We start from the raw sequence: 24,076 nt of genomic DNA, 5'->3' as shown, positions 1-24,076 counted from the left end.
CTCCAAAATATAAACTCAATTGTAATTTAGGAAAAATTTTTATGGTTGTAAAACAATATCCTCATGATTTATGTGGAGGTGTTGTTATGATTAGACCATCAAACCGGGCCATGGGCATTGAATATGCCATTAGAGATGTTGTTCTCCCGGCAAGAGAACTCGAAAAGCAGGGAATAAAAATTATAAAACTTAACATCGGCGATCCGGTAAAGTTTGATTTTCAGCCACCAGAACACATGAAAAAGGCCTATTGTGAAGCAATAATGGAAGGCCACAATTATTATGGTGATAGTGAAGGAGATAAGGAGCTTAGAGAAGCTATTGTTGAAAGGGAAAAAAAGAAAAATGGTGTAGATATAACTCCCGAAGATGTTCAAGTTACAGCGGCTGTTACGGAAGCTTTGCAATTTATCTTTGGTGCCCTTATAGACGGTGGGGAAGAGATACTAATTCCCGGGCCAAGCTATCCACCATATGTTGGCTTAGTTAAGTTTTATGGGGGTGTTCCCAAGGCTTACAAAACCATCGAAGAAGAAGGATGGCAACCAGATGTAGATGACATGAGAAGGAAGGTAACTGACAAGACCAAAGCAATAGCTGTTATAAACCCGAACAACCCAACTGGAGCGCTCTATGAAAAGAAGACTCTCCAAGAGATAATTGACCTCGCTGGAGAGTATGATCTACCGATAATAAGCGATGAAATCTACGACTTCATGACCTACGAAGGAAAACACGTTTCTCCGAGCTCATTGACCAAGGACGTTCCCGTTATCGTCATGAACGGTCTCTCGAAGATTTACTTCGCAACGGGATGGAGATTAGGTTATATGTGTTTCATAGATCCAGAGAACAAACTTGCTGAAGTTAGAGAAGCAATAGGGAAGCTCGCAAGGATAAGGCTCTGTCCAAACACTCCGGCCCAAAAGGCAGCAATAGCTGGGCTTAGAGGTCCAATGGACTACCTAGAAGAGTATATGGCGAAGCTTAAAGAAAGAAGAGATTACATCTATAAACGCCTCAACGAAATGCCTGGAATAAGCACACAAAAACCACAAGGAGCATTCTACATCTTCCCCAAGATTGAAGAGGGGCCATGGAAGAGCGACAAGGAGTTTGTCCTTGATGTGCTCCACAACGCTCATGTGCTCTTTGTTCACGGGTCTGGCTTTGGAGAAGGTGGAGAAATGCACTTCCGCTCAATATTCTTAGCGCCAGTGCCAGTATTAGAAGAGGCCATGGACAATTTAGAGAAGTTTATGAAGGAAAGGCTTGGATGATTTCTCTCTTTTTTAACCATTTTATGGTTTTGGTGGAAACAATTCTCCAAAATTTGGAAGGATTAGGAATAGGTTTGGAATATAGAGGCCGATTCAACCTCCAGACACGACTGGAATGACTTCAACGTAATCGTTGTCTTTAATAGGATCATCTTCTAAAGCCACCTTTCCGTTTACCTTTGCTATGGCACTTTCTGTGTTGAATCCCACAGCCTTGAGAATGTCTTTGACTTTCATGCCCTTCTGGTATTCCAGCTCTTTCTCGATTTTTCTTCCAATGACCTTAATCTTGATCATAAGCATCACCAAGAGAGAATGCATGGGGAGACTTTTAACTTTATCGAGGTTTTCTTGTTTAGAGAGCAGGTAATTGTATTCACGTTCAAGGTAGCAGAAAAGATGTTCTGGCGGACCGGCCGGGATTTGAACCCGGGACCCTCGGCTTAGGAGGCCGATGCCCTATCCTAGCTAGGCTACCGGTCCACTCCCGTTTTCTATCCTTCCATCCTCTCTTATAAATCTTGTGTTAAACTTTTCTGTTTAACAAAAATCCAAGAGTATTTAAAGTATTCTTCAAATTTTTCTCTGGTGGGAGGGAAAATGGTAGATGAACTGGATAGAAAGATAATCTCAATTCTTCAAAAAGATGCTAGGTTGTCTTACAGGGAAATAGCCAAGAAGTTAGGCATTGCTGTTGGTACAGTTTATAACAGACTTAAAAAGCTGGAAGAGGAAGGGGTAATCCTGGGGTTCGCACCAAAACTTGATTATAATAAGTTGGGATACGATTTGACAACAATCATAGGGGTCAGGGCTCAGGGGAAAAGAATAATTGAAATTGAGAAGGAGATAGCTAGTGATCCTCATGTGGCCTGTGTATATGATGTAACTGGTGAATATGACATAATAGTGATTGCAAAATTTAGAGGACGAGAAGATATGAACAAATTTGTAAAAAAGCTTCTCAGAATAGATGGTGTGGAAAAAACCTACACCCATGTTGCCATGGATGTGGTAAAAGAGGATTTCACGTTAGAGGTTTAGGAAGGTATCTACAAAACGTTTAGCAAGACTTTGAACACTCTCCGCTGGAAGTTTCACTCTCTTTCCATTCACTGTTCCATCAAAAATTAGTGGAGTAGGGTTTAGAGTTTTTATTACTTCGAATTCTTTATTCTTTTTGACAGTTTCTTTAAGAACTTGCTTATACTCTTCCAAAGATACTATTTTTATAACTCCCTCAATTTCTATGTTTTCTCCACATTCTTCAATTGGGCAGATGAATTTAAATTTCTCATTTAGGTATGTCTCTACCATTATGCTTTTTCCCATTACATTATATATCATAAATCTATCTTCTCTGTGAATATTTTCGGGTTCCATAACGTGGTCCTCCAAAATTAATAAATTCAAAGGTGAATCATGACATCTACAGGAATCTTATATTCCTCTTTTATTCTATCAATCACGTTACCGACGCTTATAAGGAAGAACATCCCAACTGGAGTAGTATTGGCCTGTTTACACATCTCTAGCAAAGCTTTTTGAGTCTCTCCACTTCTCACTACATCATCAACTATGAGTATATTTTCTCCTTTTTTAATGGCCCAATGAGGTAGATAGAGTGTCATAATACTTCCTGAGGAACTTGAGACATAATTTACTTCATAGAACTTTTCTACACCCACTTCTCTCTTTTTCTTGGCATATACAACGTCAACTCCAAGTTCATTTCCAATATGAATTGCCAGGGGAATACCATCTGTAGCTGCTGTAAGTATCTTGTCTATTTTCTTGTCTCTATACTTTGAAGCAATACTCTCTGCTATAAGGTTCATTAGATCGTTGTCACTAAGAATTTTCAAATTGTCAAATAGCCCGTGTTTATCGAATATTATTCTACGTTTTACTTCCTCTTCTAGATTCATATAGGGTGAGAGAATTTTTATCAGTTCTCTCGTCCTTTGTGTGCTCGGGAGAACTTTTCCTCTCACGTACCTGTTTAAGACTGTAATAGGAAGACCGGTGATTCGTGATAGTTCCTCATAAGTATAATTCTTTTTCAAAAGCCTTAGAACCCTAATAACTCGGAGTTTTTCTTTGACAGACTCTATTTGACTCAAGTTCTCACCCCCGTTGGTATATAGTATTGACAGAAAAATGTATAAATATGTTTCGGTTAGAGCTCAAATTATAAGATTTTTTGGTTTATAATGGTTATTTGAAATGCCTAACTTGTGTCTATATTCTTCAATGACGTTTCCAAAGTATTGAATGATAAAATTGCCCGTAATTGATTCCCCATTAGGATTATTAATACCTTTACAAAAGGAATCTTCTTTAACATATATCTCTAGGTTCATACCATGTCTGATTAAAACAAATGGATAAAGTCTGCATGCAAGGGGGCGATGAGAGTAAATCTTGCATTTGTAGTCATCTCCAAGAAAGACACAACCATCATCAAATGGCCGTTTTTTCAATCCATATCCCAAGAACTTGTCGCCCCGGTAGAACATTTTCTCATAATCTACAAACTCCCATGCATTATAATCGAGCTCTTCTATTTTGGCAATATCTTCATCTCTTAGTGGAATGTCGAATTCAATACAACACCTAGCACACTTTGGTAGGCATGTAAATTTAAAAGAAGGATCACTTTCAATCTGAAGGGTGTCTAGATATACCGTAGCTACCCATCTTTTTTTCACCTTTTTATCACCTCAGCTCCCGTAGGAGCTAGCTATTAATGTTTCAGTCATTTCTATTTCGTTTATTCGCCTTAGTACATTGTCATGAAACTCATCAAGGCCCTTAATGTTCTCTACTTCAACTCGAATTATGATGTCATATTCTCCATAGACCTTGTAGACTTCTTTAACTTGAGGGAGTTTACTTAACTTCTCGTATACTACGTCTTCGTTTCCGGGTTTAACAATAATCAAGACGAAAACCTCTATCATATACCAAACCCTCCCATGTTAAACCTCTTGGCCATCTTGGCCAATTTTCTTTTGTCCATACTCCTAAAGAACTTTTTCATTTGATTGTATTGATTAATCAATTCTTTTACATCTTTCGTAGTTGTGCCTGATCCTCGGGCTATTCTTTTTATTCGTGAATAGTTTATTATTTCAGGATTTTCAAGCTCTTCTTCCGTCATGGAGTCCATTATGACTTTAAATTTCTTTAATCTGACTTCACTCATTCTTACCATTTCATCAGGGAGGGAATATCCCATTCCGGGGATCATTTTTAGAATTTGTTGCAGAGGCCCCATTTTTTTCATGGCCTCAAGCTGGGCGTACATGTCTTTGAGATTGAATTTTCCTTTGAGGAATTTTTCCATGTCTTCCTCTTTGAACTCTACTTCCTTACTCAATTCTTCAAATTTCTCTAACAATCCTTGAATATCTCCGAGTCCTAAAAGTCTGGAAACAAATCTTTTTGGATCGAAGGGCTCAAGGTCATCTATCTTTTCCCCTACTCCTATGAATTTTATGGGTGCTCCAGTGGCGACCACTGCGGATAGGGCCCCTCCACCTTTTGCAGAGCCATCAAGTTTTGTGACTATTATTGACCCTATTGGAGTGGCCTCTTTGAAAGCCAGAGCTTGGTTGTATGCTTGCTGTCCAATTGTGCCATCTATTATAAGGATTACTTCATGGGGATTTATAGTGTTGCTTATCTGTCTCATTTCTTCAATAAGGCCTTTTTCTTCCTTATGTCTTCCTGCAGAGTCAACTATTATTACATCTACTCCTTTCTTTTTGAAGTATTCCACACCCTCTTTTGCGAGTTTTATGGCATTTTTTTCCTCCGGATTTCCGAATACCTCAATTCCGTATGGTTCTATAAGCTGTTTAAGTTGCTGGTATGCACCAGGACGCCATGTATCTGAGCATACTACTCCGACTTTATATCCATGTTTTTGGAAATATCGGCTCAGCTTTGCCACACTCGTAGTCTTTCCGGATCCTTGAATTCCTACAGTTAAAAGAACAGTTGGTTTTGCTTTTATTTCGACAGGTTTGGCCTCTTTCCCCAAAAAGTTTGTAAGTTCTTCATAGACTATTTTCACTATATGCTCTTTTTTAGAAACACCTGCAGGAGGTTTTTCTTCTAAGGCCCGTTTTTCTATTTTTTTCGTTAAATCAAGAACAAGACGAACATTAACATCACTTGTTATTAGTGCTCTCTGAATATCTCTAACAACATCTCTCACAAGAGCCTCATCCACAGTACTGGCACGTGCAAGTTTTTTCAATGCATTATTCAATGATTGTCCCAGTTTATCCAATACCATTTTCCCACCATACATAAAAGGTGTATGTGGGTTTATATCTCTTTTGAAACAGTAAGATCCATATAAGTATCTTAAGTGACAATATTCCAAAAGCAAAAAATGTATGCATTTGTCTAAAAAAACACTTTTGAAACCTTTTTGCTTCTCCAAGTTTGTACATTGAAGATTAAATCCACTCATTTAGCTTTTTTTCTGAGAATTTTGGATTTTATTGTTCATTTAGGACCATAATAGAACTGAAAACGTTTTTAAGCTCAATAACGCTAATATTGATTGAGAAAATAAAGAAAAGGGTTTGGAGGTGAGAGAAATGGAGATTATTTCAAGACTTTATGATTACCTCTATCTTAGAGAATTTGAAAGGAAAAAGAAAAAGCCAGTAATTGAAGAACTCTCATATATTGAACACTTATATTGAGTTAACTTTATTCCTCTTCTCTCTTTTCCCAATATGAGAACATTAAAAGCACTGATGATTGATGTAATTGCTATTACTGCATGGAAGCCTCTCCCTTGCAAGAAAGGCAGCTTCATTTTTGATTCTCCGAACAAATGTTTGATAAACACTTTTTTAAACATGTTGTAACAATCTAGATTTAAGGAGGATAAGAAATGAGAATTCATTACGAATGTTTTATGTGCATTGCCAACCAGTGTCAAAGAATAATTGAGATGACAACTGACGACTTAGAAAAGAGGAAAACAGCAGCGGTTTTCTCGGCAAAGCTTATGGGCAAACTTAAAGAAGATTCAATCTCTGGAATAGTTGCTAGTGAAATAATTTCTGAACTTTATAAGTTCTTGGGAATTGAAGACCCTTTTAAGGAATACAAGGAAAGATCAAATGAGATTGCAAAAAAGATTTTGGAGAATATTACAAAAAATCTAGAAATTGATCTCAAGACTGCCCTTAAACTAGCAATAGTTGGGAATATCATTGATTTTGCAGTAGGCTATTCTCCAGAAAAAATAGAGCGGGACATTATACACTTAATTAACGAGGATTTATATGTGGATAACTCAGAAGAGCTTTTTAAGACACTTAAAAATGCAAGAGTGCTTTTATACCTCACTGATAATTGTGGAGAGATATATTTTGATAAACTCTTTTTGAAGAAAATTAAAGAAAGTTTTCCTGATTTGGAGATATATATCGCAGGGAAAGAGCAACCGCTTATTAATGATGCTACAGTGAATGAGTTAAGAGTAGCTGGTCTTCAAGAAGTTGGAGAGATAATTTCTACGGGTTTTGGAGTTGTGGGAGTTCCATTGGATAGGATTTCGGGGAGATTCAAAGAGATTTTTGATAGTGCGGATGTAATTATAGCAAAGGGGCAGGCCAACTTTGAGACCTTGAACGAAAGTAATGACAGAAGAATATTTTATCTCTTAAAAGCAAAGTGCATGCCCATTTCAAGAGAGTTGCGGGTTCCGCAGGGAGCCATGCTATGTATATAGACATTTGACGATATCAATCTTGACAAAAACCGATTAGAAAACCTTTTATACCTTAGAGTTGTATATTTTAATGGTGATATCTATGCCAACTATGATTAAGAAAGATTTGAGGAAGTTTATGAAGGAGTTAAAACTTCATTACGACGATGTCTGGCATGTTCCTTCTAGTGAATATCTTAAGAACCCTGATTTCGTTGTAGTTGACCCTAAGACAGGTAAAAAAATGAAAGTCAGCTTTGTCTCTTTGGATGACGGAGAAGTTGTTAGTGTAGTATATGACGACCTTAGCTGATTTCGTTTTTTGACGTATTTTTTTACGACATTTATTTTATAGCCATAAAACTATAAGTTTTTGTTCGTTCTTTGGGATGCAGTCAAGTCCAATTCAAAAGTGTTAAATATTTTTCTATGCAATTCTATTTGATGATGGGTTATGGAAGATGAGACTATTAAAAGTATTTTCGATTTGGTGGAGATCATCACAGATCCGAAGATTAGGGCACTTACTTATGCTCGTATTGGTTTGGAACTTTATCGCATAGAGGATCCTAGGTATTTGGAAGCGTTTAGAAAGTCTTTAGCGGGTGCTGAGGCTATTGAAGACCTAGATGAACTTGTTGATCTCCTTATAAATGTAGGAACATATATAGGGGGAGCAAACAAGAATTCTGCTGCTCGGGTCTTTGCTCGAGTAGTAGAGCTTCTTGAAGGGGCACCTCCACAAAGCAGAGATAGAAATTTGGAAAAAATGATAAAGTCAATGTTGAGACTCGGAATTCTTAAGCCGGCGCTTTCCTATGCGTTGTTAATTGATGACAGTAGAATAAGAAATGAAACTTTACTTTCGATTCTTAAGGCTTATCTATCTGCAGGAATTCTTAAAGATGCCATTCAAATTTCAAAAGAACTTCTTGACGAGCCTTGGAGCTCTAAAGCGAAATCAGAGATTTTGAAGTTTCATATAAAAAGAGAGGAAATTGAAAATGCCCTGGAAATATTTAACACCATAGAAGGAGATAGAGAGAAGCTGATCATGGAAATTGCTGAAGACCTTATGAAATTCCCGGAGTATCTCTCCAAGTTTCTTGATGCATTAAGAGAAGAAGAATTAAAGGCAGTATCGAGGGAGTTGTTGGGTCTTTTGATCGAGTCTCCGAGTGGAGAATATGCAGATTTAGTGGAAAAAATTGCTGAAAAAGTACCAGATGAGAATGTTCAGGTAAAAGTGGTAGCATTTTTCAATCGAATCGGGAGGAGAGAAAAGGCAATTGAGCAGGCTAGCAAGATAAAAGACGATTATTTGGCCTCATTGGCATTTGGGGAAATTGCTATGGGATATCTGAGGCAGGGAGATCTTGATAAAGCAATAGATGCCGTTATGAATGTAAAGGACCCGAAGTGGAACTCAAGGCTTTTGGAAGAGATTTTAGTCAAGATCCTTAGGTTGGCAATAGAAGAGGCTTTGGAGGAGCAACATTAGGTTTAAATGTTCTTTATTTTAACTATTTCTGGTGGTGTTTTAATGCCAAGGATAGCTATAATTGGAGGTTCAGGTGTATATGATCCAAGACTTCTAGAAAACCTAAGGGAAGAGATGATAAAGACTCCTTATGGAAATATTAAGGTCAAAATAGGTACATATAAAGGAGAGGAAATAGCTTTCCTAGCAAGACATGGAGAGAAACATAGTGTTCCCCCACATAAAATAAATTACCGTGCGAACATATGGGGTCTGCACGAGCTTGGCGTGGAAAGGATCCTCGCAACCTCTGCAGTTGGTTCGGTGAATGAGGCCATGAAACCTGGGGATTTTGTAATACTGGATCAACTGATAGATTTTACCAAGAATAGGACGTACACATTCTATGATGGCGAAGATGCGCCTCATGAGAGGAATTTTGTGGCCCATGTGGATTTCACAGATCCATACTGTCCAGAGCTTAGGGACTCTTTAATTAGAGCTGCAAGAGAGCTTGGCTTCAGCTACCATCCAAGGGGAACTTACGCTGCAATGGAAGGACCTAGGTTTGAAACAAGGGCTGAAATTAGGGCCTTGAGAATATTGGGTGCCGATGTAGTAGGGATGACACAATCACCTGAGGCCATCTTAGCTAGAGAACTAGAAATGTGCTATGCTAGCGTTGCTATAGTGACTAACTACGGTGCAGGGATAAGCAAAACTAAGCTTACTCATTCAGAAGTTGTTGAACTTATGCAGCAGAAGAGCGAGGAGATTAAGCTCCTTTTGATGAAAGCTGTAGAGCACATTCCAAGGATTAGAAGATGTGCTTGTAAAGATGCATTGAAAGGAGCTACAGGCTGATTTTGTATTTCCTTTTTACTTTAGCTTCCAGTTAGGGGTGATATCATGATTCCCAAAATTAATCTGGATAATAAACTCAAGGAAATTGAAAAGCCATGGTCTCCAATTGAGGTGGCGCGGATTAACGAGTATGTAATTAGAATGGCTCTCTTTAATGGTGAATATCACTGGCACAAGCATACAAATGAAGATGAGCTTTTCTACGTATACCGGGGGAGCATAGTTATTCAGTTAAGGGATTTTCCGGATATAGTTCTACATGAAGGAGAAATGGCCCTTGTACCGAGAGGTGTGGAGCACTGTCCTAAGGCCTTAGAACCTTCCTATGTGCTGATGTTCGAACCTGCAGTATTGAAGAGTAAAGGAGATTAAATTACAGTGAGAATCTTGGACATTAATATACTCACTCAAGATATGGGAAGGCTTAGATTATAATTTTTGTAATACCTTAGGATGTATGCCTTTTAAGCTCTCATCTTAGTTATTGGTGTTATAATTTTTTTATTATTTATGAAAGAATATTCACACTATATCTTGGAAATTTGTAAATATAATTTGGACAAATAACAAAGGTTTTTATATTTCAAGCTACATAACAGTAAATGTCATTATTAACTTATCCCTACTAACTCTTCTGGATGGGGGTTGGTAGAGGTATTGTTAATAGTGATTCTTAAGCTGAAGCGGGAGGTCTCAACATGAGAGGAAAAGTGAAGAGGTGTTGGGCTTTATTTTTATTGGCTTTGTTATTTGGAATTTTTTGCAGAATGCCTCAAGTAGAAGCAGGGAATGATTATGAAGTCCTTTGGCATGAAACTTATACTTTTGGCAGTACAAGTGGTGGCAGTTTGGTAGATGTTACCCCAGATGGAGAGATTATAGTTGCAGGACATACGTATTTTGATTGGTGGCATTCGAACTTTTTGATTTTTAAAACCGATGAGAATGGAACTCTCAAGTGGAACAGGACTTTGACATATAGCGATGTTGCTTACGCAGTTAAGGTCCTTCCAAATGGGGACACCCTGGCAGTAGGATACAGCTACGCATTCATGGGTCTTTATCCAGATAGCTTAACAATTTCGAGATTTGACAGTGAAGGAAATGATTTGGAACATTATTACTACTCTGTGCCTGATGCAAATGTCGTTTTAGACGCGATTATTACTCCCAGCGAAGACGTCATAGTCGTCGGTAAAATACAAACGTATGGGGGTAAGGAATTACCTGAGGAAGACGTTTGGGTTCTCAAGCTTGACAAAAACGCTAGCGTAAAATTGAATAAGACTTATGATATAAGCCAAAATGACGAAGCATGGGCGGTTGCAATGGCCTCTAACGGGGATATCATAGTAGCTGGAGATTCGGGGAACGATTATGCCAAGGATTTTTTGGTTCTTAGGCTTGATGAGAATGGCAACTTAAAGTGGCAGAAGACATTCGATAAAAATAATGAGGATATAGCTTATGCTGTGGCAGTTGCTCCTAATGGGGACATTGTGGTTGCAGGTCAAACGGAAAATGGAGAGTATAATGACGCTTGGGTCATCCGTCTTGATAGCAATGGGAACATAATATGGCAAAAGCAATTTGGAGGATCAGGAGAAGATGGGGTTAATTCAATTACAGTTCTTTCCGATGGAGGCATTGTGCTTGTGGGCTACACTAATAGTTTTGGTGCATCAAACATGGATGCTTGGGTTTTAGTCCTAGACAGTTCAGGAAATGTGAAATGGAACTACATCTACGATGGAGGCTCTTACGATGCTGCTCACTCTGTTGATGTTGTACCAAATGGAAATATCGTAGTGGCTGGATGGTCAGGTGGCGATATTCTTTTAATGGCAATAAAAATACCTGAACCTCAGTTTGGACCTATTCTACCAATTACGGGGAATCCTTATATTTTAATGGCCCATACATGGACATCTTGGTTTTTCATGTATTATGACATTTTTGAAGAGCTTTACAGCACTGCAGTGTCTTTGGATGTTGATAACGAAACTCTAGAGATGGCTCTGGAACTTCATAATAATGCTACGGACTTGATTTTAGATGCTTGGAGATGCGATAGTCTAGAGGAAATCCTCAGAAGGATGCAGTTAGGGGTTATGCCGAAGCTCTACAATATTAGGAAAGCATTTCTTATGGAGCTAGAGGCAATAGATATCTTAAAAGATGCAATAAATGAGTTACAGCTCTATTGATTCTTTTTTCTTGTATTTTTCATATTATGCATAAAATGGCCAAATGTTAGTTTTTTGGACATTGGGTAATGAAAAAGCTTTAGAAGCAGATTGTGGTGCGGTGGCCGGGATTTGAACCCGGGCCCGCGGCGTGGCAGGCCGCTGTCCTAGACCAGGCTAGACTACCACCGCACAAGTCCGGTAGATAATCAATTGCAGACGCTTTATAAATCTTTCGCTGAGATATTTTCAAATCCCGCCGCTTTCTTTGATCTTTCTTCTGATGTTGGGGTCTCTATCGGCTATTCTTTTCAAGGCCTCTTCAAAGCTCATCCAATCCGGAACTTCTTCATTGAGATAGATTCCTGTTCTTCCAATGGAGTCTCTTCTTGTGAGTATCTTGACTCTCTCTTGCACAAGCTTAATACTGACTCCTAGAACCTTTGCCACTTCATTTTCTCTTCCCATCACTTCTTTTTCTATGTGGCCATTTTCACTGGGTATTATAAGGATTAACTTTTTATTCACTCCTGGAACCCTTGAATTTGTCTGAATCCCTCTAATATCTATCATTCCACCCCATTTGTAGAATTCAATCTCTCTATCATTCGGATTAATCAAAGGGAAAGTTATTACTGTTTCATCATCAATCTCAATGTGACCCTTTATCAAATGCCATGGAGTGGCCATCACGATTCTCTTCTTTTGAAAAGGCATGTTCTCCAGAGCGTGTTCAATCAGAAAACTTGGCACTTTGTAAGGAATAACAATATCTATGTCGCTGTCTTTTCTCACATCTCCTCGAGCAACGCTCCCATAAACATGAGGATCGAATTGGGCCAGCTTTTTCATAATCTGCAACGCTTTCTCTCGTTTTTCTTTTAGAATTCTCCATTTTTTGAGAGAATAAACAACTTCCCTCTCATCCCACACTCTAACAACTTTTTCTCTTGGCATGGTTGATGATTTGCATATCTCCTTTTAAGTCTCACCGATATGTTTTAATAACTTCACAGTGATTGTTGAAAAGGAGGTGTAAAAATGCCTGTGTTTGGTGTTAACATTACCAAAGTTGAAATAGAAAAGCAAGGAGGAGTTGCAGGTAAAGTAGAGATTAATCTTTCACCAAAGGTTGAAGAGGTAAGATTGGGTGAGATAAAGACTCCTTCAGGTAAAGTAAATGGTATAGAGGTTCTTTTCACGTATCAAATAGGTTATAACCCAGAAATTGCTCGAGCGTCTGTAAGTGGAGCTGTCTTTTACCTTCCACCACAAAAGGAAAAAATTGATGAAATACTCGATGGTTGGGAGAAAGAAAAAAGGATTCCTTCAGAAATGTTCGCAGAGATAGTAAACTTTATCACAAATGAGATAACTCCATTGATAATGGTTGTTTCAAAGGAAATGAGGATTCCGTATCCTATCCCCTTGCCTAGGGTTGCTCTAAGACAACAATCCTGAATTTCTCCATACTTTTGGGATAAGCGGTGGGGGGTAGGTTTAAACCTCTGATGATACTTCAGAAGAAAGAGGGAAAATAAGGGCTGAAACCATTATATACTGGGTGGTTTTAGCCTTAAAATCTTTTCACCCAAACAAAAACAGAGAAATTTCATCGCAATTGACGGGATAGTGGTATTTTTGGTTTACGAGGTGGTGTTGAAAGCAGGGAAGGTAGGACTACAGTTGTTCTGACAGTATCAAAATTTAAAAACAAAAAAGATTTATAGTTACATTACTAATGAAAGGTTTGAGTAAGATTAAGAGTCCATTAGGTTTGAGGGGAGGCTAAAAATGAGTAAAAGAAAAAGAATATATATTACTCATTGTTCAGCTAAAAAAGATGATTCTCTTCGTGGAACAAAAAAGAAAGTTACTCCTGATAGGCTATATACTGCAATACCACTTCAGCGTTTTGTTAAAAAATGTAAAGATAAAGGAGTTGACTGGGCAATATTTTCCGACAAATACGGTATAGTTCTCCCACAAGATAAAATCGAGTGGTACGACAAGCACCCAAGTAAGGTAACACCAGAAGAATTTCAAATTTTAGTTAATAATTTCATCCAACGGCTTTCAGGATACGACGAAATCTGGTTTTATCATAATCCTGGACGGTTCCATCAATTGTATAAAAAATTGATAGAAGAAGTAGGGAGTAAGGGATTAAATGTGAAATTATTTACGCATCTATCTGAAATTAATCAGGTGACAAAAAATGAGTGAAGAATGCAAGTGGCTACATGAAATACTAGAGGAGCTACCATTAATTAAATATCCATTTAGATTAGAATCATTACCTCTTAATGGGATTTATTTCTTTTATGAAAAAGGGGAAATATGGGGTCATGGTGGCGAAAAGTTAAGACTAGTTCGCATAGGCACACATAAAGGAAATAATTTCAGAAATCGAATAGCAGAGCATTTTTTAATCAATGAGAAAAAAATGGATTTTGGCAGAAATAATCCAAAACCTTCCGATAGAAGCATTTTTAGAAAGAATATAGGAAGAGCTCTGCTCAATAAAAATAAAGACCCTTACTTAAAAGTATGGGAAATAGATTTCACACCTAGAACCAATAGAGACAAATACAGTCATTTAAGAGACATAGAAAAAGAAAAATCTATTGAGAAGCAGATTACAGAAATACTTAGAAAAAATTTCTTTTTTAGGTTCATAATTATTGAAGACGAAAAGGAAAGAATTGGAAGCAAAGGACTTGAAAGCAAACTTATCGGTACTGTGTCCAAATGCACAATATGTAAACCATCAATGAATTGGCTTGGTAATTATTCACCAAAGAAAGAAATACGGACATCAGGATTGTGGATTATACAGCATCTTAACGCAGAAGGGATAACCGAGGAAGATATGCCAGTTATTGAAAAACTGATCAGAAAAACTAAAACTTGGGTTAAAAATAGGTAGTAAAATGATTATGAACTGTGTCGACGGTGGACACTCTGCGATGCCTCGCACCTTGCCCTTCGGGTCTGCTAACAGTGAATATGTGGTTCGCTCACCAAAGCCCTTATGGGCTTCGCATACCGCTAAATGTTAAGTGAGATATCTTGTTCTGTTTCAAGATTGATTTAGAGAACCAATAAAAGCCTCAAAAGAAGAAGAATGAAGAATAAAAAGAAACTTAATAATAAAGTGTCCAAAGCTGTCGGAAAGCTTCTTTGCGGCTTATAATTTTCTGGAGGTGATGCCAAGCTTATCTTAAGAGTCTCATTGCCTCTTTCAAAACACTTATAAAGCTGTTATTTTACCATTTTTTGGTGGTCGTGATGAGGGGGGATTTACTTTGCTTTGCCAAGGTCAGCCCTTCAGGTTTTTAGGGCTTTAGATGATAGACCGATTTCGTCTAAAGAGTTAGCCAGAAAAACAAGCCTTTCCGAAAGAACTGTTCGGTATGCATTGAAAATTCTGAAGGAAAATGAACTTGTTGAAGAGATATTTTTCTTAAGAGATGCCCGAAAGAGAGGGTATAGGCGAAAGAAATTCATTCCGGACTAAGGCCTTCCACCTTTTGAAGGCCTTTTTTAATTTCAGGATATCTCGTTTCGAAGACAAGTTCTGCTATCTCAATTGCCTGTGCATAAGCTTCCCTTTTTGCATAGAATTCCATCTGCTCCACGAACTCTAAGTAGTTCTTGCTTTTTTCTTTTGCTGCCAGATACAACATGAGGGCTCTTCTTATATGATATTTATATTCTAAACCTACTTCGGACTCTATCATGAGGCTTTTGTACGTTTTAAGGCCATCTAATAGTTTATCAATGCCAAATAAAGCCTCAGATAGCATTAATAATGCTTCTCCAAGTTCATTTACAAATCTTGCTCTTCTATACTCTTCTACAAGCTGATAGAACATCTTACTTGCATTTAATCCTACTAATTTCACTCGTTTAGCGTTATCAGCTAGTAAGTAGGAGTATTCCGCATTTAGAAGCATTTTAGCTGTAGTATAAAGATCTCCTTTACTGTACCATTCTTTACTGGCCCGCTCATAGTTTCTTCCAGCGTTTTCCATTAGCTCCATAAAATGGGAGTCGTATCCGAAGACGTCCTTTACAATGAATCCGAGTTTAAAAAAGGTATCCCCCGCTTTTTGGTATTCTTTTTTACTTACAAAGATTTCGGCCCCCTTTCCAAAAAGATCGAGTAGGATACTAACTGTCTCTTCAATTCCTTCCTTGTAGTGGATTATTTTGTAGTACCTTCGAGCAGTTTCATAAGACATTATGGCCGTTTGAATGTTCTTTTCTTTTAATTTGGTGTCTCCTAAGTTTTTGTACATAACCCCAAATTCTTTAGCATATTTCTCAAATTTCTCTTTCTCTCCAAGGATCTCAAATACTCTTAAGACATTAGAGCAAAACTCATCTAAAAGCTCTAGGTTGGGATTATCTGCTTCAATTTCTCGTTCTAAGATATCCAAGTAATGATAGGCACTCTTAAGAAGAAAAGGCCTTGCATCCTTTAGATCCTGGGGATTAACATTAAGGATTAGGTCTCCAATATACCGGTACATCCTCGCAGCATCTAAAAACCGTTTTTGAAATTCATATTCTCTGGCTGATTTTATTAGAAGATTTATTCCCTTTTTGAACTCTCCTTTAGTTATCATAGTTTTTCCTGCTAATTCCAGCTCTCCCGGACTAGATCTTATTATACCTGGGATCAAAGGGACACCCCCGAAATAGTTTCTGATTTAGCATAATCTTTTCTACCTTAAGATATTTAACAATTTCTCCCATGTACAAATGAATACTTTAATGATTGAAGAATTTCCAACAGTTCATACTTTAATAATTCTGTAACCTGCAGCCTTTTTGAGTCTATTCATCACAGCAAGGCCTAAACCTCTCTCTTCTATCCCTTCGGCCAATATTACATTTACTCCACTCTTATCGAGTTCTCTTAAAGCTTTGAATAAATTACGAGCTATTTCCTCTTCATTTTCACCAATATTGAAGTAAGCATCTGCTTCATAGAAATCTCCTGTTGCCATGACCCCCACACGTATTTTCTGTTTTTTATACTCCTTAATGAGTTCTTTGATTTTTTTAGTGACTTGTTCACGCTCACCTTCGATTACTATTACCTGGGCCTCTGGGGCATAGTGCTTGTATTTCATTCCAGGAGCCTTTGCCAATTTTATGGGCTTTCCCTTAACTGCTGGGTGCACATTAACTTTGCCAATAACCTTTTTTATCTCCTCAAGGGGTAATCCACCAGGTCTCAGGAGCATTGGAGGATGTGTGGTTAAATCTACCACAGTGGATTCTACTCCAATTTTGGTTTCTCCTCCATCTATTATACACTCTATTTTTCCATAGAAATCGTCAACGACATGTTCTGCTAAAGTAGGACTTGGTTTTCCACTAATATTTGCAGAAGGAGCAGCAATCGGTCGGTCACTTGATTGTATTAAAGCAAGAGCAATTTCATGATCTGGCATTCTTATCGCTACAGTTTCCAATCCTCCTGTGGTAACGTATGGTACTTCGTCCTTTTTAGGTAACACTAGTGTTAGAGGGCCTGGCCAGAATCTCTGGGCCAATATTTTAGCTGTTTCAGGTACCTCTCGTGCAAGTTCATAAATTTGCTCGAAATTGGCTATGTGTATTATAAGCGGGTTATCCGGAGGTCTGCCCTTGGCTTGAAATATCTTTCTTACGGCATCTTCATTGAGAGCATCAGCTCCAAGCCCATACACAGTCTCTGTAGGGAATGCCACCAGCTTAGATTCTTTAATAAATCTCGCAGCTACTTTGATTTTCTTCCAATCTACCTTTTCTCGCATGTTTATTACAATTGTCATTTCTCTCACCCAATACTTTTCTATAACTCTCTTCAATGAGATGTCTGATTCTTTCCCAACTATATTGGCTGCTGATGGTTTTCCCTATTTTTCCCATTTTTAAAGCTTTTTTATTGGACAATAAAATCTCAACTTTTTCTACAAGTTCTTCAAAAGTTTTGAAAGTGTATCCATTTTTGCCTTCTCGAATGAGTTCTTTTATACCTCCAACAGCTCTTCCAATAACAGGCACTCCAAGAGAGTTGGCTTCTATAATCACCAGTCCAAAACCCTCTCTTAAGGAGGGGACGACTAGAAGTTTGGTTTTTGATAGAATACCTCCGACATCTTCTTTATACCCTAAGAATTTGACATTTTTTGGGGCTTGTTTTTCAAGATCCATTCTTAATGGACCGTCTCCCACAACAAGAAACTTCTCATGAGGAAACTGTTTAGCAAGTTTTATGAATGTTTGGGGATCTTTATATGGTGTCAAGGCACCGATAAAGGTTATATACTCCCTTTTGGCATCTTCTTTTTTTATGGTTTTTATAGAATTGGGGATTACTCTTATCTTTGTTGCTCCCATTGATATTGCTTTTTTCTGAAGATGGTGGCTTACTGCTATTACTAAATCACTTTTTGATAGGCTTTTTTTAACAAAGTACCTTCCGAGAGGTAGGTTCGACATAAAATCAAGGTCACTTCCATGGGCTGTAACAATCACAGGCACACTTAACTTTTCTTTTGCAAGAATTCCGGCATAACTTGTGGTTCCAACATAGTGGGCGTGAATAACATCGAATTTAATTCTCTTTTGCAGTTTGATTATTTTGAGCGCTGCCAGGAGAGTAAACAAAATGCCTCTCAAACCAAAGATTTGAGGAACTTTTATTTGATGAACAAATTCTCTTTCAAATTTTCGAGGTTTGATTGGTCCATAAGTCAATATGTGAACTTCATGCTTCTTTCTTAATTCTTTAGCTAAGTTATTAGTATGGCTAGCAACACCACCCTTGTGTGGGGGATAATGTCCAATTATCAAAATTTTCATGAATAAAAATATAGAAGAGAAGTAAAAAGCCTTTCTATGGTCGGCCTCTACCCGTTCCACCGGGTAGGTTCATCCCTCTTATCTTTCCCCTTCCCTGTATGAATGCATCCCTGAGCATATTCTTGGCTTCTTCAATGAGTTCCTTGGCTGTTTCATAGTCTGCGCTTTGGATTGCGTTTTTTGCACTTTCTAATCTGGTTTTTATTTCAGTTACATCTATTCCAGCTTTTTCAAGGACTTTGATTTTAACCTCGAGTTTGTGGATTTCTCTTTCAAGTTGAGTGTTTACTCTAGCATGCAAAACGTTCTTCCATTCTTTACTGGCCAGTTTGATTATTGCTTCTGCATGGGCTTTTGCAGCTATTGCCTGTCCGTAGGCTTTTCCGTAGTTACCTTCATTGTAACTTTCGTTGGCTATTTGTATTTTCTCTTCTGCGAGTTCTAAAAGCTTTGTTGCAGCAGGAATGGTTAGGTTGTCAAGCATTTCTTTTGCAGTTTCTGTCCTGTTGATCGCAAATTCTATTGCTTGCCACGCCATTTCTGGTGTTACTTCTAAGTTCTCTTCAGTAATGTTTCCGTCCCTGACCCTTTCTCTAATGCGCTCCCTTATCCTTTCGGCAGTCCCATTGTTCATTAATTGGCTCTTGAGTATTATAACGTTCCTGGTTTTGACCAGAGTTCCGAGTACTTCAGTTGTGTTCGTCAGGTTGTTGTCCACGTATATGATGAACTTCTTTCCTTCTATGCCCTTTGCCAGTTTGATTGCTCCTAAATCTCTTCCATGTGCAATAATTATTTTAACGTTTTCAAAGAGTTCTGGGTACTCTTCCAATGCGTTTTGGATGACATCAAGGTTAGTCCTATACCTGTCCCCACCATACCATCTTACATAAATGATTCCTAGCTCTTTCAAGTCAGTTTCGTAATCTCTTGGAACAGCATCAGGGCCGCCTATGATTATGACTTTATCTGGACCGTAAATCATTATTTCTGCAGTTACATTGGGGTCGTAAACTCCCCACGTTGTTACTACTACGCTTGCATTCAGCAAGGTGGCAAGTTCCTCTGCAAGCGCTGAATCTGCTTCGTTGTCACTTACCAAGATTACTATTGAAGTGCTCTGTGCCTGTGATAATGGTATTATACTACCTAAAAGCAAAGCACTAAACAGCCATACTAATACTTTTTTCTCCATCATGGCTTATCACCTCAGTTATAATTAATGAATAACTACTATTTAAGCTTTTTTCATGAAATCGTCTTGTTTAGTTTTTGTTTGTTCATTTATCTCCTCTGGGAAAACTTTTTAGTGTTAAGAAAGTTAAGAAAGGTTTAAAATCGTTTATCTTTGTTCAAATACTTCTTTAAAAAGCTTTTCAGCAAATTGGGAAAGTTTGAACCCTTCTTGTTTAGCAATTTTTGTGAGGAGTTTTTGGGCATTAGTGCCATATTGGCAGGCCTTTTTCTCCCTGTATGCAACTTCTTTGGGAAGGCCAAGTTCAAGAGCAACTTCTCTTAAAATTGCTTTTCTGGTTCCATTGTTGATTTTATATTTCTTAGGCACTCTGAGGCCGGCTCTAACTAAGTTAAGGTCCAAGAAAGGAAATCTCCCTTCTACACCATTAAGCATGGCAATCTTATCATCTCTCGCAAGGTTTTTCTCCCCCATCTTAATTAGATCTTTTTCCATAAGTGAAGGGTTAGTGATATATTTCGCATATCCACCAAAAAGTTCATCGGCCCCTTGGCCACTTAGAAGAATTTTTATCCTATCTTCAGCTGCAAGTTTTGTTGCAAAATACATTGGGATTCCTATTGCAAGGTTCATGGCATTTGGTTCTTCTATTGCGAACATAACAGGATAAAGAGCTTCTTTTACCTCCTCTAGATCAAATACATATTCTTTTAGTGTTAAGTCCAGTTGCTCACTAACTTTTCTAGCCCATTCTAAGTCAGGACTTCCCTCAGCCCCCGCAGTGTAAAGTATAACTTCCTTTGAATACTTTTTCGCGAGGAGGGCAATTAAGGAACTATCCAGGCCTCCAGAAAATAGTACTCTCACCCTTTTACTACTTCTTAGCTTCGTGGAATAATCTAAGCCCTTTTGGATGCCTAGTTTGGCTTTTTCATGATTGAATAATTTTCCTTTTAGTTCTAAAGGACTTAAAAGCTCAAAAGCCTCGATTTTGTTTGCAGAAATTTTTATAAGTGTGCCGGGGTTTACGGGAATTGCGGTTTCTCCTATTTTCCATAATACTTTCTTTTCAGAGGCAAAAAAACCGTTTGGGGAATAATATAATGGCCTAATTCCCATTGGATCTCTGAAGAGGTAAATATTTTCCTTATCGGAAAAGGCAACTGCATAGTCACCGTTAAGAGCTATCATTAATTCACTTACGGCTTGAGATATGGGTTTATTCATCTCAATCAAAAACTCTAAGAAACGTAAAATCACCTCAGTATCCACATCGCTTTCAAATTCAACTCCCTTACTTTCCAGAAATCCTCTCATCTGTTTGTGATTGTAGATTTCGCCATTATGGATCAGGATAAATTCATTGTAAAAAGGTTGAGTGAAGGATTTCGAGCCAGTCATAGCAAGACGACACTGCAATAGCCCAATATCTCCGTCGGGTATTTCATTCACTTCAGAAAAGTCTTCACTTTTTAATATTCCTCTATTAGTCCAAACCCCAAAGGAATCTCTTCCTCTATGTTGGCCTGATTTTATCATCGTTATTAATTTGGATTTTATATTTTTGTCTCGTCCTCCCGCTATTAGGCACATTTTTCTCACCGGCTTTTTTAGGTAAGAAGAAGCTAAAAAATTTCCCTGTTTCTCCTTGTAAAAGGGTTCATTTTTGCAATTCATGAATGAACGGAAATTTGTTGGAAGTGAGATTTGTTGAATTTGGATTAATTCACAGGTATGATAATGTTCATGAGATCTTTAAATTCATTCTCCTCTTTCAAATCTTTGTGCAAGCTCAATTATTGCTTGACTTGCTTTTGCTTTTGGGTTATATATTACAACTGGTACTCCCTCTAGAGTTGCTTCTCTAACTGTTGAGTCCTCTGGAATAACTCCTAAAAGGGGAAACTCCATTAGATCTTCTGTTAACTCGGGAGAGATACCATTTTTTTGTGATTCATAACGGTTGAAAATAAATCCCAAAACTTTTTTGCCGGCTTTCTTTAGGATCGCTCCCACTTTCATTGCATCGCCTATACTGGTTATATCTGGATTTGTTACTAGCACTATCTCTTCCCCGCCAAATATAACACTCAAAGCATCCATTTGCAATCCTGCAGGGCAGTCTATGATTACATAGTCAAAATCATCTTTTATTTTAGGAATGATTTCAGGGAAGTTTCGAGGATCAGCTTTGGCCACGTGTTCCCAGTCAAGGGCTCCAGGAATTAAATACACGAATTCATATCTGGTAGTGTGAATTGCCTCATTAATCTCTATCTCTCCCATTAAAGCATCATGAAGAGTCTTGCTTGTGTCCTCTAAGCGAAAATATAAGGTTAGATTTGCCATGGTCAAATCTGCATCCACAGCACAGACTTTTTTTCCCAATAGGCCCAAAGCTATCGATAAATTGCATACTAATGTTGTTTTTCCTGTTCCACCTTTACCGGAGGCTACTGCAATAATTCTTCTCATGATTGTCCCCCTAATAAAATTCTCCTAAACCTTTATGAACTTTTACCAAAAGGTTATAAACAGAGAGGTTAAGTTGAGGCGCCGTGAGGGGTGAGAAAAATGAAAGTATTTGTTGTTGATACGAGTGTAATAGTGGATGGGAGGCTAACACAGTATTTAGATGGAATTAATGAGAAAGTTAAGGTGGTTATTCCAGAAGCTGTTGTGGCTGAAATAGAACATCAGGCTAATGAGGGGAAGGCTATTGGTCATACTGGATTAGAGGAATTAAAAAAGCTTAGAAATTTAGCTGAAAATGAGAGAATTCTTCTGGAATTTTATGGCGAGAGACCAGACCTCTGGCAAATCAGGAGAGCAAAATCGGGAGAAATTGACCATATAATAAGAGAAGTAGCCAGAGAACTAAATGCTACTCTCATAACAGGTGATCAAGTACAGAGGGATGTTGCAATAGCGAAGGGCGTTGAGGTAATTTATCTTGAAGCTAAAAAAGAGATAAAACACCGTCTTGAAGACTTTTTCGATGAGTATACTATGAGTGTCCATCTAAAGGGAGGTATAATGCCATTAGCCAAAAAAGGAAAACCTGGTCAGTGGAGGCTTGTCCCTATTAGAGATGAGGCGCTTGTGGATGAGGAACTTGAGAAAATTGCTGATGATATTGTTGAAAGAGCTAGGAGAGATCCGGAGTCATTTATAGAGCTTGATGAACCGGGGGCAACAGTGGTGCAGTTAAGGAATTACCGCATAGTCATAGCAAAACCTCCATTTGCTGATAGGATAGAAATTACTGCAGTCAGGCCAATAACCAAGCTGAGTATTGAAGATTATGACCTCCCAGAAAAACTTTTGGAACGCTTAACCGACAAAGCAGAGGGGATAATAATAGCGGGTGCTCCTGGAGAAGGAAAGACAACTTTTGCACAGGCTTTAGCTGAATACTACGCTTCTACGGGCAAGATCGTCAAAACCATGGAAAAGCCACGAGACCTCCAAGTAAGTGAGGAAATAACTCAGTATACTGCACTTGGTGGGAGAATGGAAAAAACAGGGGATGTACTCCTCCTTGTAAGGCCAGATTATACGATATTCGATGAAATGAGAAAAACAAGCGACTTTAAGATTTACGCTGATCTAAGGTTGGCCGGGGTAGGAATGGTAGGTGTTGTACATGCTACAAAGCCTATAGACGCTGTCCAGAGGTTCATTGGGAGAGTAGAGCTTGGAATGATCCCACAAATAGTTGATACAGTGATATTCATCAAGGCTGGAAATGTAGATAAAGTTCTTACTTTGGAGTATAAGGTTAAAGTCCCCACGGGGATGACGGAGGAAGATTTGGCAAGACCTGTGATTGAAGTCAGAGATTTCATGACCGATGAGCTTGAATATGAGATATACACCTACGGTGAAGAGATAAGTGTTGTCCCAGTTAAGAAAAAAGAAAAACCGCCTGCAATGAAATTAGCTGAAAAGCGACTTAAACAGGAAATCAAAAAATTCCTTCCAGATGTTTATGCGGAGGTAGAACTTGCAAGCCCGCATAAAGCTATAATATATGCAGATGAATTTGATATCCCAACGATTATCGGTAAAAAAGGAAAGAGAATAACAGAGATAGAGAAAAAGCTCGGTATAAGCATTGATGTCAGAAGTTTCGATGAAAAAATGGCTGAAATGCCAACAGAGAGAATATCAGTTCAAATAGAAGAAAAGAAAAAGCAAATAGTGCTTACAGTCTCACCAGATTTTGCAAAGAAGCCTCTTAAGTTCTTTGCAGATGAACAGTACATCTTTACTGCAACCCCATCTAGAAAGGGTCTAGTTAAGGTTAATAAGAATACCCCTATTGGTAGGGAGCTTAAAAGGGTTTTAGAAGCCGGAATAGAGATTTGGGCCTCTCCTTGACTTTTTTGGCTCAGCTGCGAGGGTAGTCATCATTCTTCAGCTAGCGAAATTATCCTCATCGCCCGAAATTTTTATAATCTT

At 38.1% G+C, this 24,076-nt stretch carries 26 protein-coding genes and 2 tRNA genes; 13 read left to right on the top strand and 15 right to left on the bottom strand.

Features of this window, described 5'->3' with window-relative positions; genetic code table 11:
* Window positions 1–86: 86 nt before the first annotated feature.
* Window positions 87–1,280, top strand: a complete 1,194-nt coding sequence (locus TSIB_RS06955; protein ID WP_048160422.1) for a pyridoxal phosphate-dependent aminotransferase — start codon at window positions 87–89, stop codon at window positions 1,278–1,280.
* 93 nt (window positions 1,281–1,373) lie between these two features.
* Here the strand turns inward: TSIB_RS06955 and TSIB_RS06950 are convergent, their stop codons facing one another.
* Window positions 1,374–1,577: a MoaD/ThiS family protein gene (locus TSIB_RS06950; RefSeq protein WP_048160421.1), complete on the bottom strand. Its 204-nt coding sequence runs from the start codon at window positions 1,575–1,577 to the stop codon at window positions 1,374–1,376.
* A gap of 108 nt (window positions 1,578–1,685) precedes the next feature.
* Window positions 1,686–1,763, bottom strand: a tRNA-Arg gene (locus TSIB_RS06945).
* 117 nt (window positions 1,764–1,880) lie between these two features.
* Here TSIB_RS06945 and TSIB_RS06940 point away from each other — a divergent pair.
* The gene (locus tag TSIB_RS06940; protein ID WP_048160420.1) at window positions 1,881–2,324 is read left to right on the top strand and encodes an Lrp/AsnC family transcriptional regulator; all 444 of its coding nucleotides are present in this window, start codon (window positions 1,881–1,883) and stop codon (window positions 2,322–2,324) included.
* On the opposite strand, the gene TSIB_RS06935 is transcribed toward TSIB_RS06940, so the two are convergent.
* The 5 genes from TSIB_RS06935 to TSIB_RS06915 form a co-directional block, all read right to left on the bottom strand.
* Complete coding sequence (locus TSIB_RS06935; protein ID WP_015849697.1) at window positions 2,313–2,663, bottom strand: hypothetical protein; 351 nt, start codon at window positions 2,661–2,663, stop codon at window positions 2,313–2,315. The two genes, TSIB_RS06940 and TSIB_RS06935, sit on opposite strands and share 12 nt — an antisense overlap.
* Before the next feature lie 26 nt (window positions 2,664–2,689).
* The gene (locus TSIB_RS06930) at window positions 2,690–3,403 is read right to left on the bottom strand and encodes a phosphoribosyltransferase family protein (RefSeq protein WP_015849696.1); all 714 of its coding nucleotides are present in this window, start codon (window positions 3,401–3,403) and stop codon (window positions 2,690–2,692) included.
* A gap of 63 nt (window positions 3,404–3,466) precedes the next feature.
* Window positions 3,467–3,991 (bottom strand): YkgJ family cysteine cluster protein, encoded by a 525-nt coding sequence (locus TSIB_RS06925; RefSeq protein ID WP_015849695.1) that lies wholly within the window; start codon window positions 3,989–3,991, stop codon window positions 3,467–3,469.
* Window positions 3,992–4,003: 12 nt separating this feature from the next.
* Window positions 4,004–4,243 carry an Lrp/AsnC ligand binding domain-containing protein gene (locus TSIB_RS06920; protein ID WP_015849694.1) on the bottom strand — a complete coding sequence of 80 codons (240 nt, stop codon included), beginning with the start codon at window positions 4,241–4,243 and terminating at the stop codon, window positions 4,004–4,006.
* Window positions 4,240–5,586, bottom strand: coding sequence for a signal recognition particle protein Srp54 (locus TSIB_RS06915; RefSeq protein WP_048160419.1), 1,347 nt, complete (start codon window positions 5,584–5,586; stop codon window positions 4,240–4,242). The genes TSIB_RS06920 and TSIB_RS06915 overlap by 4 nt, the downstream gene beginning before the upstream one ends.
* 612 nt (window positions 5,587–6,198) lie before the next feature.
* On the opposite strand from TSIB_RS06915, the gene TSIB_RS06910 reads away from it, so the two are divergent.
* The 6 genes from TSIB_RS06910 to TSIB_RS06885 all read left to right on the top strand — a co-directional run bounded on the left by TSIB_RS06910 (window position 6,199) and on the right by TSIB_RS06885 (window position 11,574).
* Window positions 6,199–7,044 (top strand): damage-control phosphatase, encoded by an 846-nt coding sequence (locus tag TSIB_RS06910; protein ID WP_015849691.1) that lies wholly within the window; start codon window positions 6,199–6,201, stop codon window positions 7,042–7,044.
* Window positions 7,045–7,126: 82 nt separating this feature from the next.
* Window positions 7,127–7,336, top strand: coding sequence for a hypothetical protein (locus tag TSIB_RS06905; RefSeq protein WP_015849690.1), 210 nt, complete (start codon window positions 7,127–7,129; stop codon window positions 7,334–7,336).
* Between the two features lie 141 nt (window positions 7,337–7,477).
* Entirely contained in the window at window positions 7,478–8,524 is a 1,047-nt protein-coding gene (locus TSIB_RS06900; RefSeq protein WP_015849689.1) for a tetratricopeptide repeat protein, read from the top strand.
* 42 nt (window positions 8,525–8,566) lie between these two features.
* Window positions 8,567–9,367 carry an S-methyl-5'-thioadenosine phosphorylase gene (gene mtnP / locus TSIB_RS06895; protein WP_048160418.1) on the top strand — a complete coding sequence of 267 codons (801 nt, stop codon included), beginning with the start codon at window positions 8,567–8,569 and terminating at the stop codon, window positions 9,365–9,367.
* 45 nt (window positions 9,368–9,412) lie between these two features.
* Window positions 9,413–9,739: a cupin domain-containing protein gene (locus TSIB_RS06890; protein ID WP_015849687.1), complete on the top strand. Its 327-nt coding sequence runs from the start codon at window positions 9,413–9,415 to the stop codon at window positions 9,737–9,739.
* A 326-nt stretch (window positions 9,740–10,065) separates the two neighbouring features.
* Window positions 10,066–11,574: an NHL repeat-containing protein gene (locus tag TSIB_RS06885; protein WP_015849686.1), complete on the top strand. Its 1,509-nt coding sequence runs from the start codon at window positions 10,066–10,068 to the stop codon at window positions 11,572–11,574.
* Window positions 11,575–11,667: 93 nt separating this feature from the next.
* Here TSIB_RS06885 and TSIB_RS06880 read toward each other — a convergent pair.
* Window positions 11,668–11,745 (bottom strand) — tRNA-Gly (locus TSIB_RS06880).
* A gap of 57 nt (window positions 11,746–11,802) precedes the next feature.
* A complete protein-coding gene (locus TSIB_RS06875) occupies window positions 11,803–12,510 on the bottom strand; it encodes a nucleotidyltransferase domain-containing protein (protein ID WP_015849685.1) in 708 nt (235 codons plus the stop codon).
* Between the two features lie 84 nt (window positions 12,511–12,594).
* Here TSIB_RS06875 and TSIB_RS06870 point away from each other — a divergent pair, with 84 nt between their 5' ends.
* The 4 genes from TSIB_RS06870 to TSIB_RS06855 all read left to right on the top strand — a co-directional run bounded on the left by TSIB_RS06870 (window position 12,595) and on the right by TSIB_RS06855 (window position 15,073).
* Window positions 12,595–13,014 (top strand): hypothetical protein, encoded by a 420-nt coding sequence (locus tag TSIB_RS06870; RefSeq protein ID WP_048160417.1) that lies wholly within the window; start codon window positions 12,595–12,597, stop codon window positions 13,012–13,014.
* A 333-nt stretch (window positions 13,015–13,347) separates the two neighbouring features.
* On the top strand, window positions 13,348–13,779 hold the full coding sequence (locus TSIB_RS06865; RefSeq protein ID WP_015849683.1) for a DUF6884 domain-containing protein: 432 nt from the start codon (window positions 13,348–13,350) through the stop codon (window positions 13,777–13,779).
* Window positions 13,772–14,482, top strand: coding sequence for a hypothetical protein (locus TSIB_RS06860; RefSeq protein WP_015849682.1), 711 nt, complete (start codon window positions 13,772–13,774; stop codon window positions 14,480–14,482). The genes TSIB_RS06865 and TSIB_RS06860 overlap by 8 nt, the downstream gene beginning before the upstream one ends.
* A gap of 384 nt (window positions 14,483–14,866) precedes the next feature.
* A complete protein-coding gene (locus TSIB_RS06855; protein WP_015849681.1) occupies window positions 14,867–15,073 on the top strand; it encodes a winged helix-turn-helix domain-containing protein in 207 nt (68 codons plus the stop codon).
* On the opposite strand, the gene TSIB_RS06850 is transcribed toward TSIB_RS06855, so the two are convergent.
* From TSIB_RS06850 to minD, 6 genes are all read right to left on the bottom strand, one after another.
* On the bottom strand, window positions 15,060–16,244 hold the full coding sequence (locus tag TSIB_RS06850) for a hypothetical protein (protein WP_015849680.1): 1,185 nt from the start codon (window positions 16,242–16,244) through the stop codon (window positions 15,060–15,062). The two genes, TSIB_RS06855 and TSIB_RS06850, sit on opposite strands and share 14 nt — an antisense overlap.
* Before the next feature lie 114 nt (window positions 16,245–16,358).
* On the bottom strand, window positions 16,359–17,384 hold the full coding sequence (locus TSIB_RS06845) for an L-threonylcarbamoyladenylate synthase (RefSeq protein WP_015849679.1): 1,026 nt from the start codon (window positions 17,382–17,384) through the stop codon (window positions 16,359–16,361).
* Entirely contained in the window at window positions 17,314–18,417 is a 1,104-nt protein-coding gene (locus tag TSIB_RS06840) for a glycosyltransferase family 4 protein (RefSeq protein ID WP_015849678.1), read from the bottom strand. The genes TSIB_RS06845 and TSIB_RS06840 overlap by 71 nt, the downstream gene beginning before the upstream one ends.
* Window positions 18,418–18,451: 34 nt before the next feature.
* Window positions 18,452–19,615 (bottom strand): cell wall-binding repeat-containing protein, encoded by a 1,164-nt coding sequence (locus tag TSIB_RS06835; RefSeq protein WP_015849677.1) that lies wholly within the window; start codon window positions 19,613–19,615, stop codon window positions 18,452–18,454.
* 144 nt (window positions 19,616–19,759) lie between these two features.
* Window positions 19,760–21,205 carry an asparagine synthase (glutamine-hydrolyzing) gene (gene asnB, locus TSIB_RS06830; RefSeq protein WP_048160415.1) on the bottom strand — a complete coding sequence of 482 codons (1,446 nt, stop codon included), beginning with the start codon at window positions 21,203–21,205 and terminating at the stop codon, window positions 19,760–19,762.
* Window positions 21,206–21,373: 168 nt separating this feature from the next.
* Window positions 21,374–22,087, bottom strand: coding sequence for a cell division ATPase MinD (gene minD / locus TSIB_RS06825; RefSeq protein ID WP_015849675.1), 714 nt, complete (start codon window positions 22,085–22,087; stop codon window positions 21,374–21,376).
* Between the two features lie 99 nt (window positions 22,088–22,186).
* On the opposite strand from minD, the gene TSIB_RS06820 reads away from it, so the two are divergent.
* Complete coding sequence (locus TSIB_RS06820) at window positions 22,187–23,995, top strand: PINc/VapC family ATPase (protein WP_048160414.1); 1,809 nt, start codon at window positions 22,187–22,189, stop codon at window positions 23,993–23,995.
* Window positions 23,996–24,076 lie beyond the last annotated feature (81 nt).

This window comes from Thermococcus sibiricus MM 739 (assembly GCF_000022545.1).
Lineage (GTDB): Archaea > Methanobacteriota_B > Thermococci > Thermococcales > Thermococcaceae > Thermococcus_A > Thermococcus_A sibiricus.
This window is presented reverse-complemented; position numbering and strand designations above follow the sequence as displayed.

What these genes read in the sequence shown, in the direction of transcription:
- TSIB_RS06955 (WP_048160422.1), top strand. Translation starts at nt 87, where the DNA reads ATGATTAGACCATCAAACCGGGCCATGGGCATTGAATATGCCATTAGA.
- TSIB_RS06935 (WP_015849697.1), bottom strand. Translation starts at nt 2,663, where the DNA reads ATGGAACCCGAAAATATTCACAGAGAAGATAGATTTATGATATATAAT.
- TSIB_RS06920 (WP_015849694.1), bottom strand. Translation starts at nt 4,243, where the DNA reads ATGATAGAGGTTTTCGTCTTGATTATTGTTAAACCCGGAAACGAAGAC.
- TSIB_RS06910 (WP_015849691.1), top strand. Translation starts at nt 6,199, where the DNA reads ATGAGAATTCATTACGAATGTTTTATGTGCATTGCCAACCAGTGTCAA.
- TSIB_RS06950 (WP_048160421.1), bottom strand. Translation starts at nt 1,577, where the DNA reads ATGATCAAGATTAAGGTCATTGGAAGAAAAATCGAGAAAGAGCTGGAA.
- TSIB_RS06820 (WP_048160414.1), top strand. Translation starts at nt 22,187, where the DNA reads ATGAAAGTATTTGTTGTTGATACGAGTGTAATAGTGGATGGGAGGCTA.
- mtnP (WP_048160418.1), top strand. Translation starts at nt 8,567, where the DNA reads ATGCCAAGGATAGCTATAATTGGAGGTTCAGGTGTATATGATCCAAGA.
- TSIB_RS06940 (WP_048160420.1), top strand. Translation starts at nt 1,881, where the DNA reads ATGGTAGATGAACTGGATAGAAAGATAATCTCAATTCTTCAAAAAGAT.
- TSIB_RS06845 (WP_015849679.1), bottom strand. Translation starts at nt 17,384, where the DNA reads ATGACAATTGTAATAAACATGCGAGAAAAGGTAGATTGGAAGAAAATC.
- TSIB_RS06865 (WP_015849683.1), top strand. Translation starts at nt 13,348, where the DNA reads ATGAGTAAAAGAAAAAGAATATATATTACTCATTGTTCAGCTAAAAAA.
- TSIB_RS06840 (WP_015849678.1), bottom strand. Translation starts at nt 18,417, where the DNA reads ATGAAAATTTTGATAATTGGACATTATCCCCCACACAAGGGTGGTGTT.
- TSIB_RS06890 (WP_015849687.1), top strand. Translation starts at nt 9,413, where the DNA reads ATGATTCCCAAAATTAATCTGGATAATAAACTCAAGGAAATTGAAAAG.
- minD (WP_015849675.1), bottom strand. Translation starts at nt 22,087, where the DNA reads ATGAGAAGAATTATTGCAGTAGCCTCCGGTAAAGGTGGAACAGGAAAA.
- asnB (WP_048160415.1), bottom strand. Translation starts at nt 21,205, where the DNA reads ATGTGCCTAATAGCGGGAGGACGAGACAAAAATATAAAATCCAAATTA.
- TSIB_RS06905 (WP_015849690.1), top strand. Translation starts at nt 7,127, where the DNA reads ATGCCAACTATGATTAAGAAAGATTTGAGGAAGTTTATGAAGGAGTTA.
- TSIB_RS06885 (WP_015849686.1), top strand. Translation starts at nt 10,066, where the DNA reads ATGAGAGGAAAAGTGAAGAGGTGTTGGGCTTTATTTTTATTGGCTTTG.
- TSIB_RS06860 (WP_015849682.1), top strand. Translation starts at nt 13,772, where the DNA reads ATGAGTGAAGAATGCAAGTGGCTACATGAAATACTAGAGGAGCTACCA.
- TSIB_RS06875 (WP_015849685.1), bottom strand. Translation starts at nt 12,510, where the DNA reads ATGCCAAGAGAAAAAGTTGTTAGAGTGTGGGATGAGAGGGAAGTTGTT.
- TSIB_RS06900 (WP_015849689.1), top strand. Translation starts at nt 7,478, where the DNA reads ATGGAAGATGAGACTATTAAAAGTATTTTCGATTTGGTGGAGATCATC.
- TSIB_RS06915 (WP_048160419.1), bottom strand. Translation starts at nt 5,586, where the DNA reads ATGGTATTGGATAAACTGGGACAATCATTGAATAATGCATTGAAAAAA.
- TSIB_RS06870 (WP_048160417.1), top strand. Translation starts at nt 12,595, where the DNA reads ATGCCTGTGTTTGGTGTTAACATTACCAAAGTTGAAATAGAAAAGCAA.
- TSIB_RS06835 (WP_015849677.1), bottom strand. Translation starts at nt 19,615, where the DNA reads ATGATGGAGAAAAAAGTATTAGTATGGCTGTTTAGTGCTTTGCTTTTA.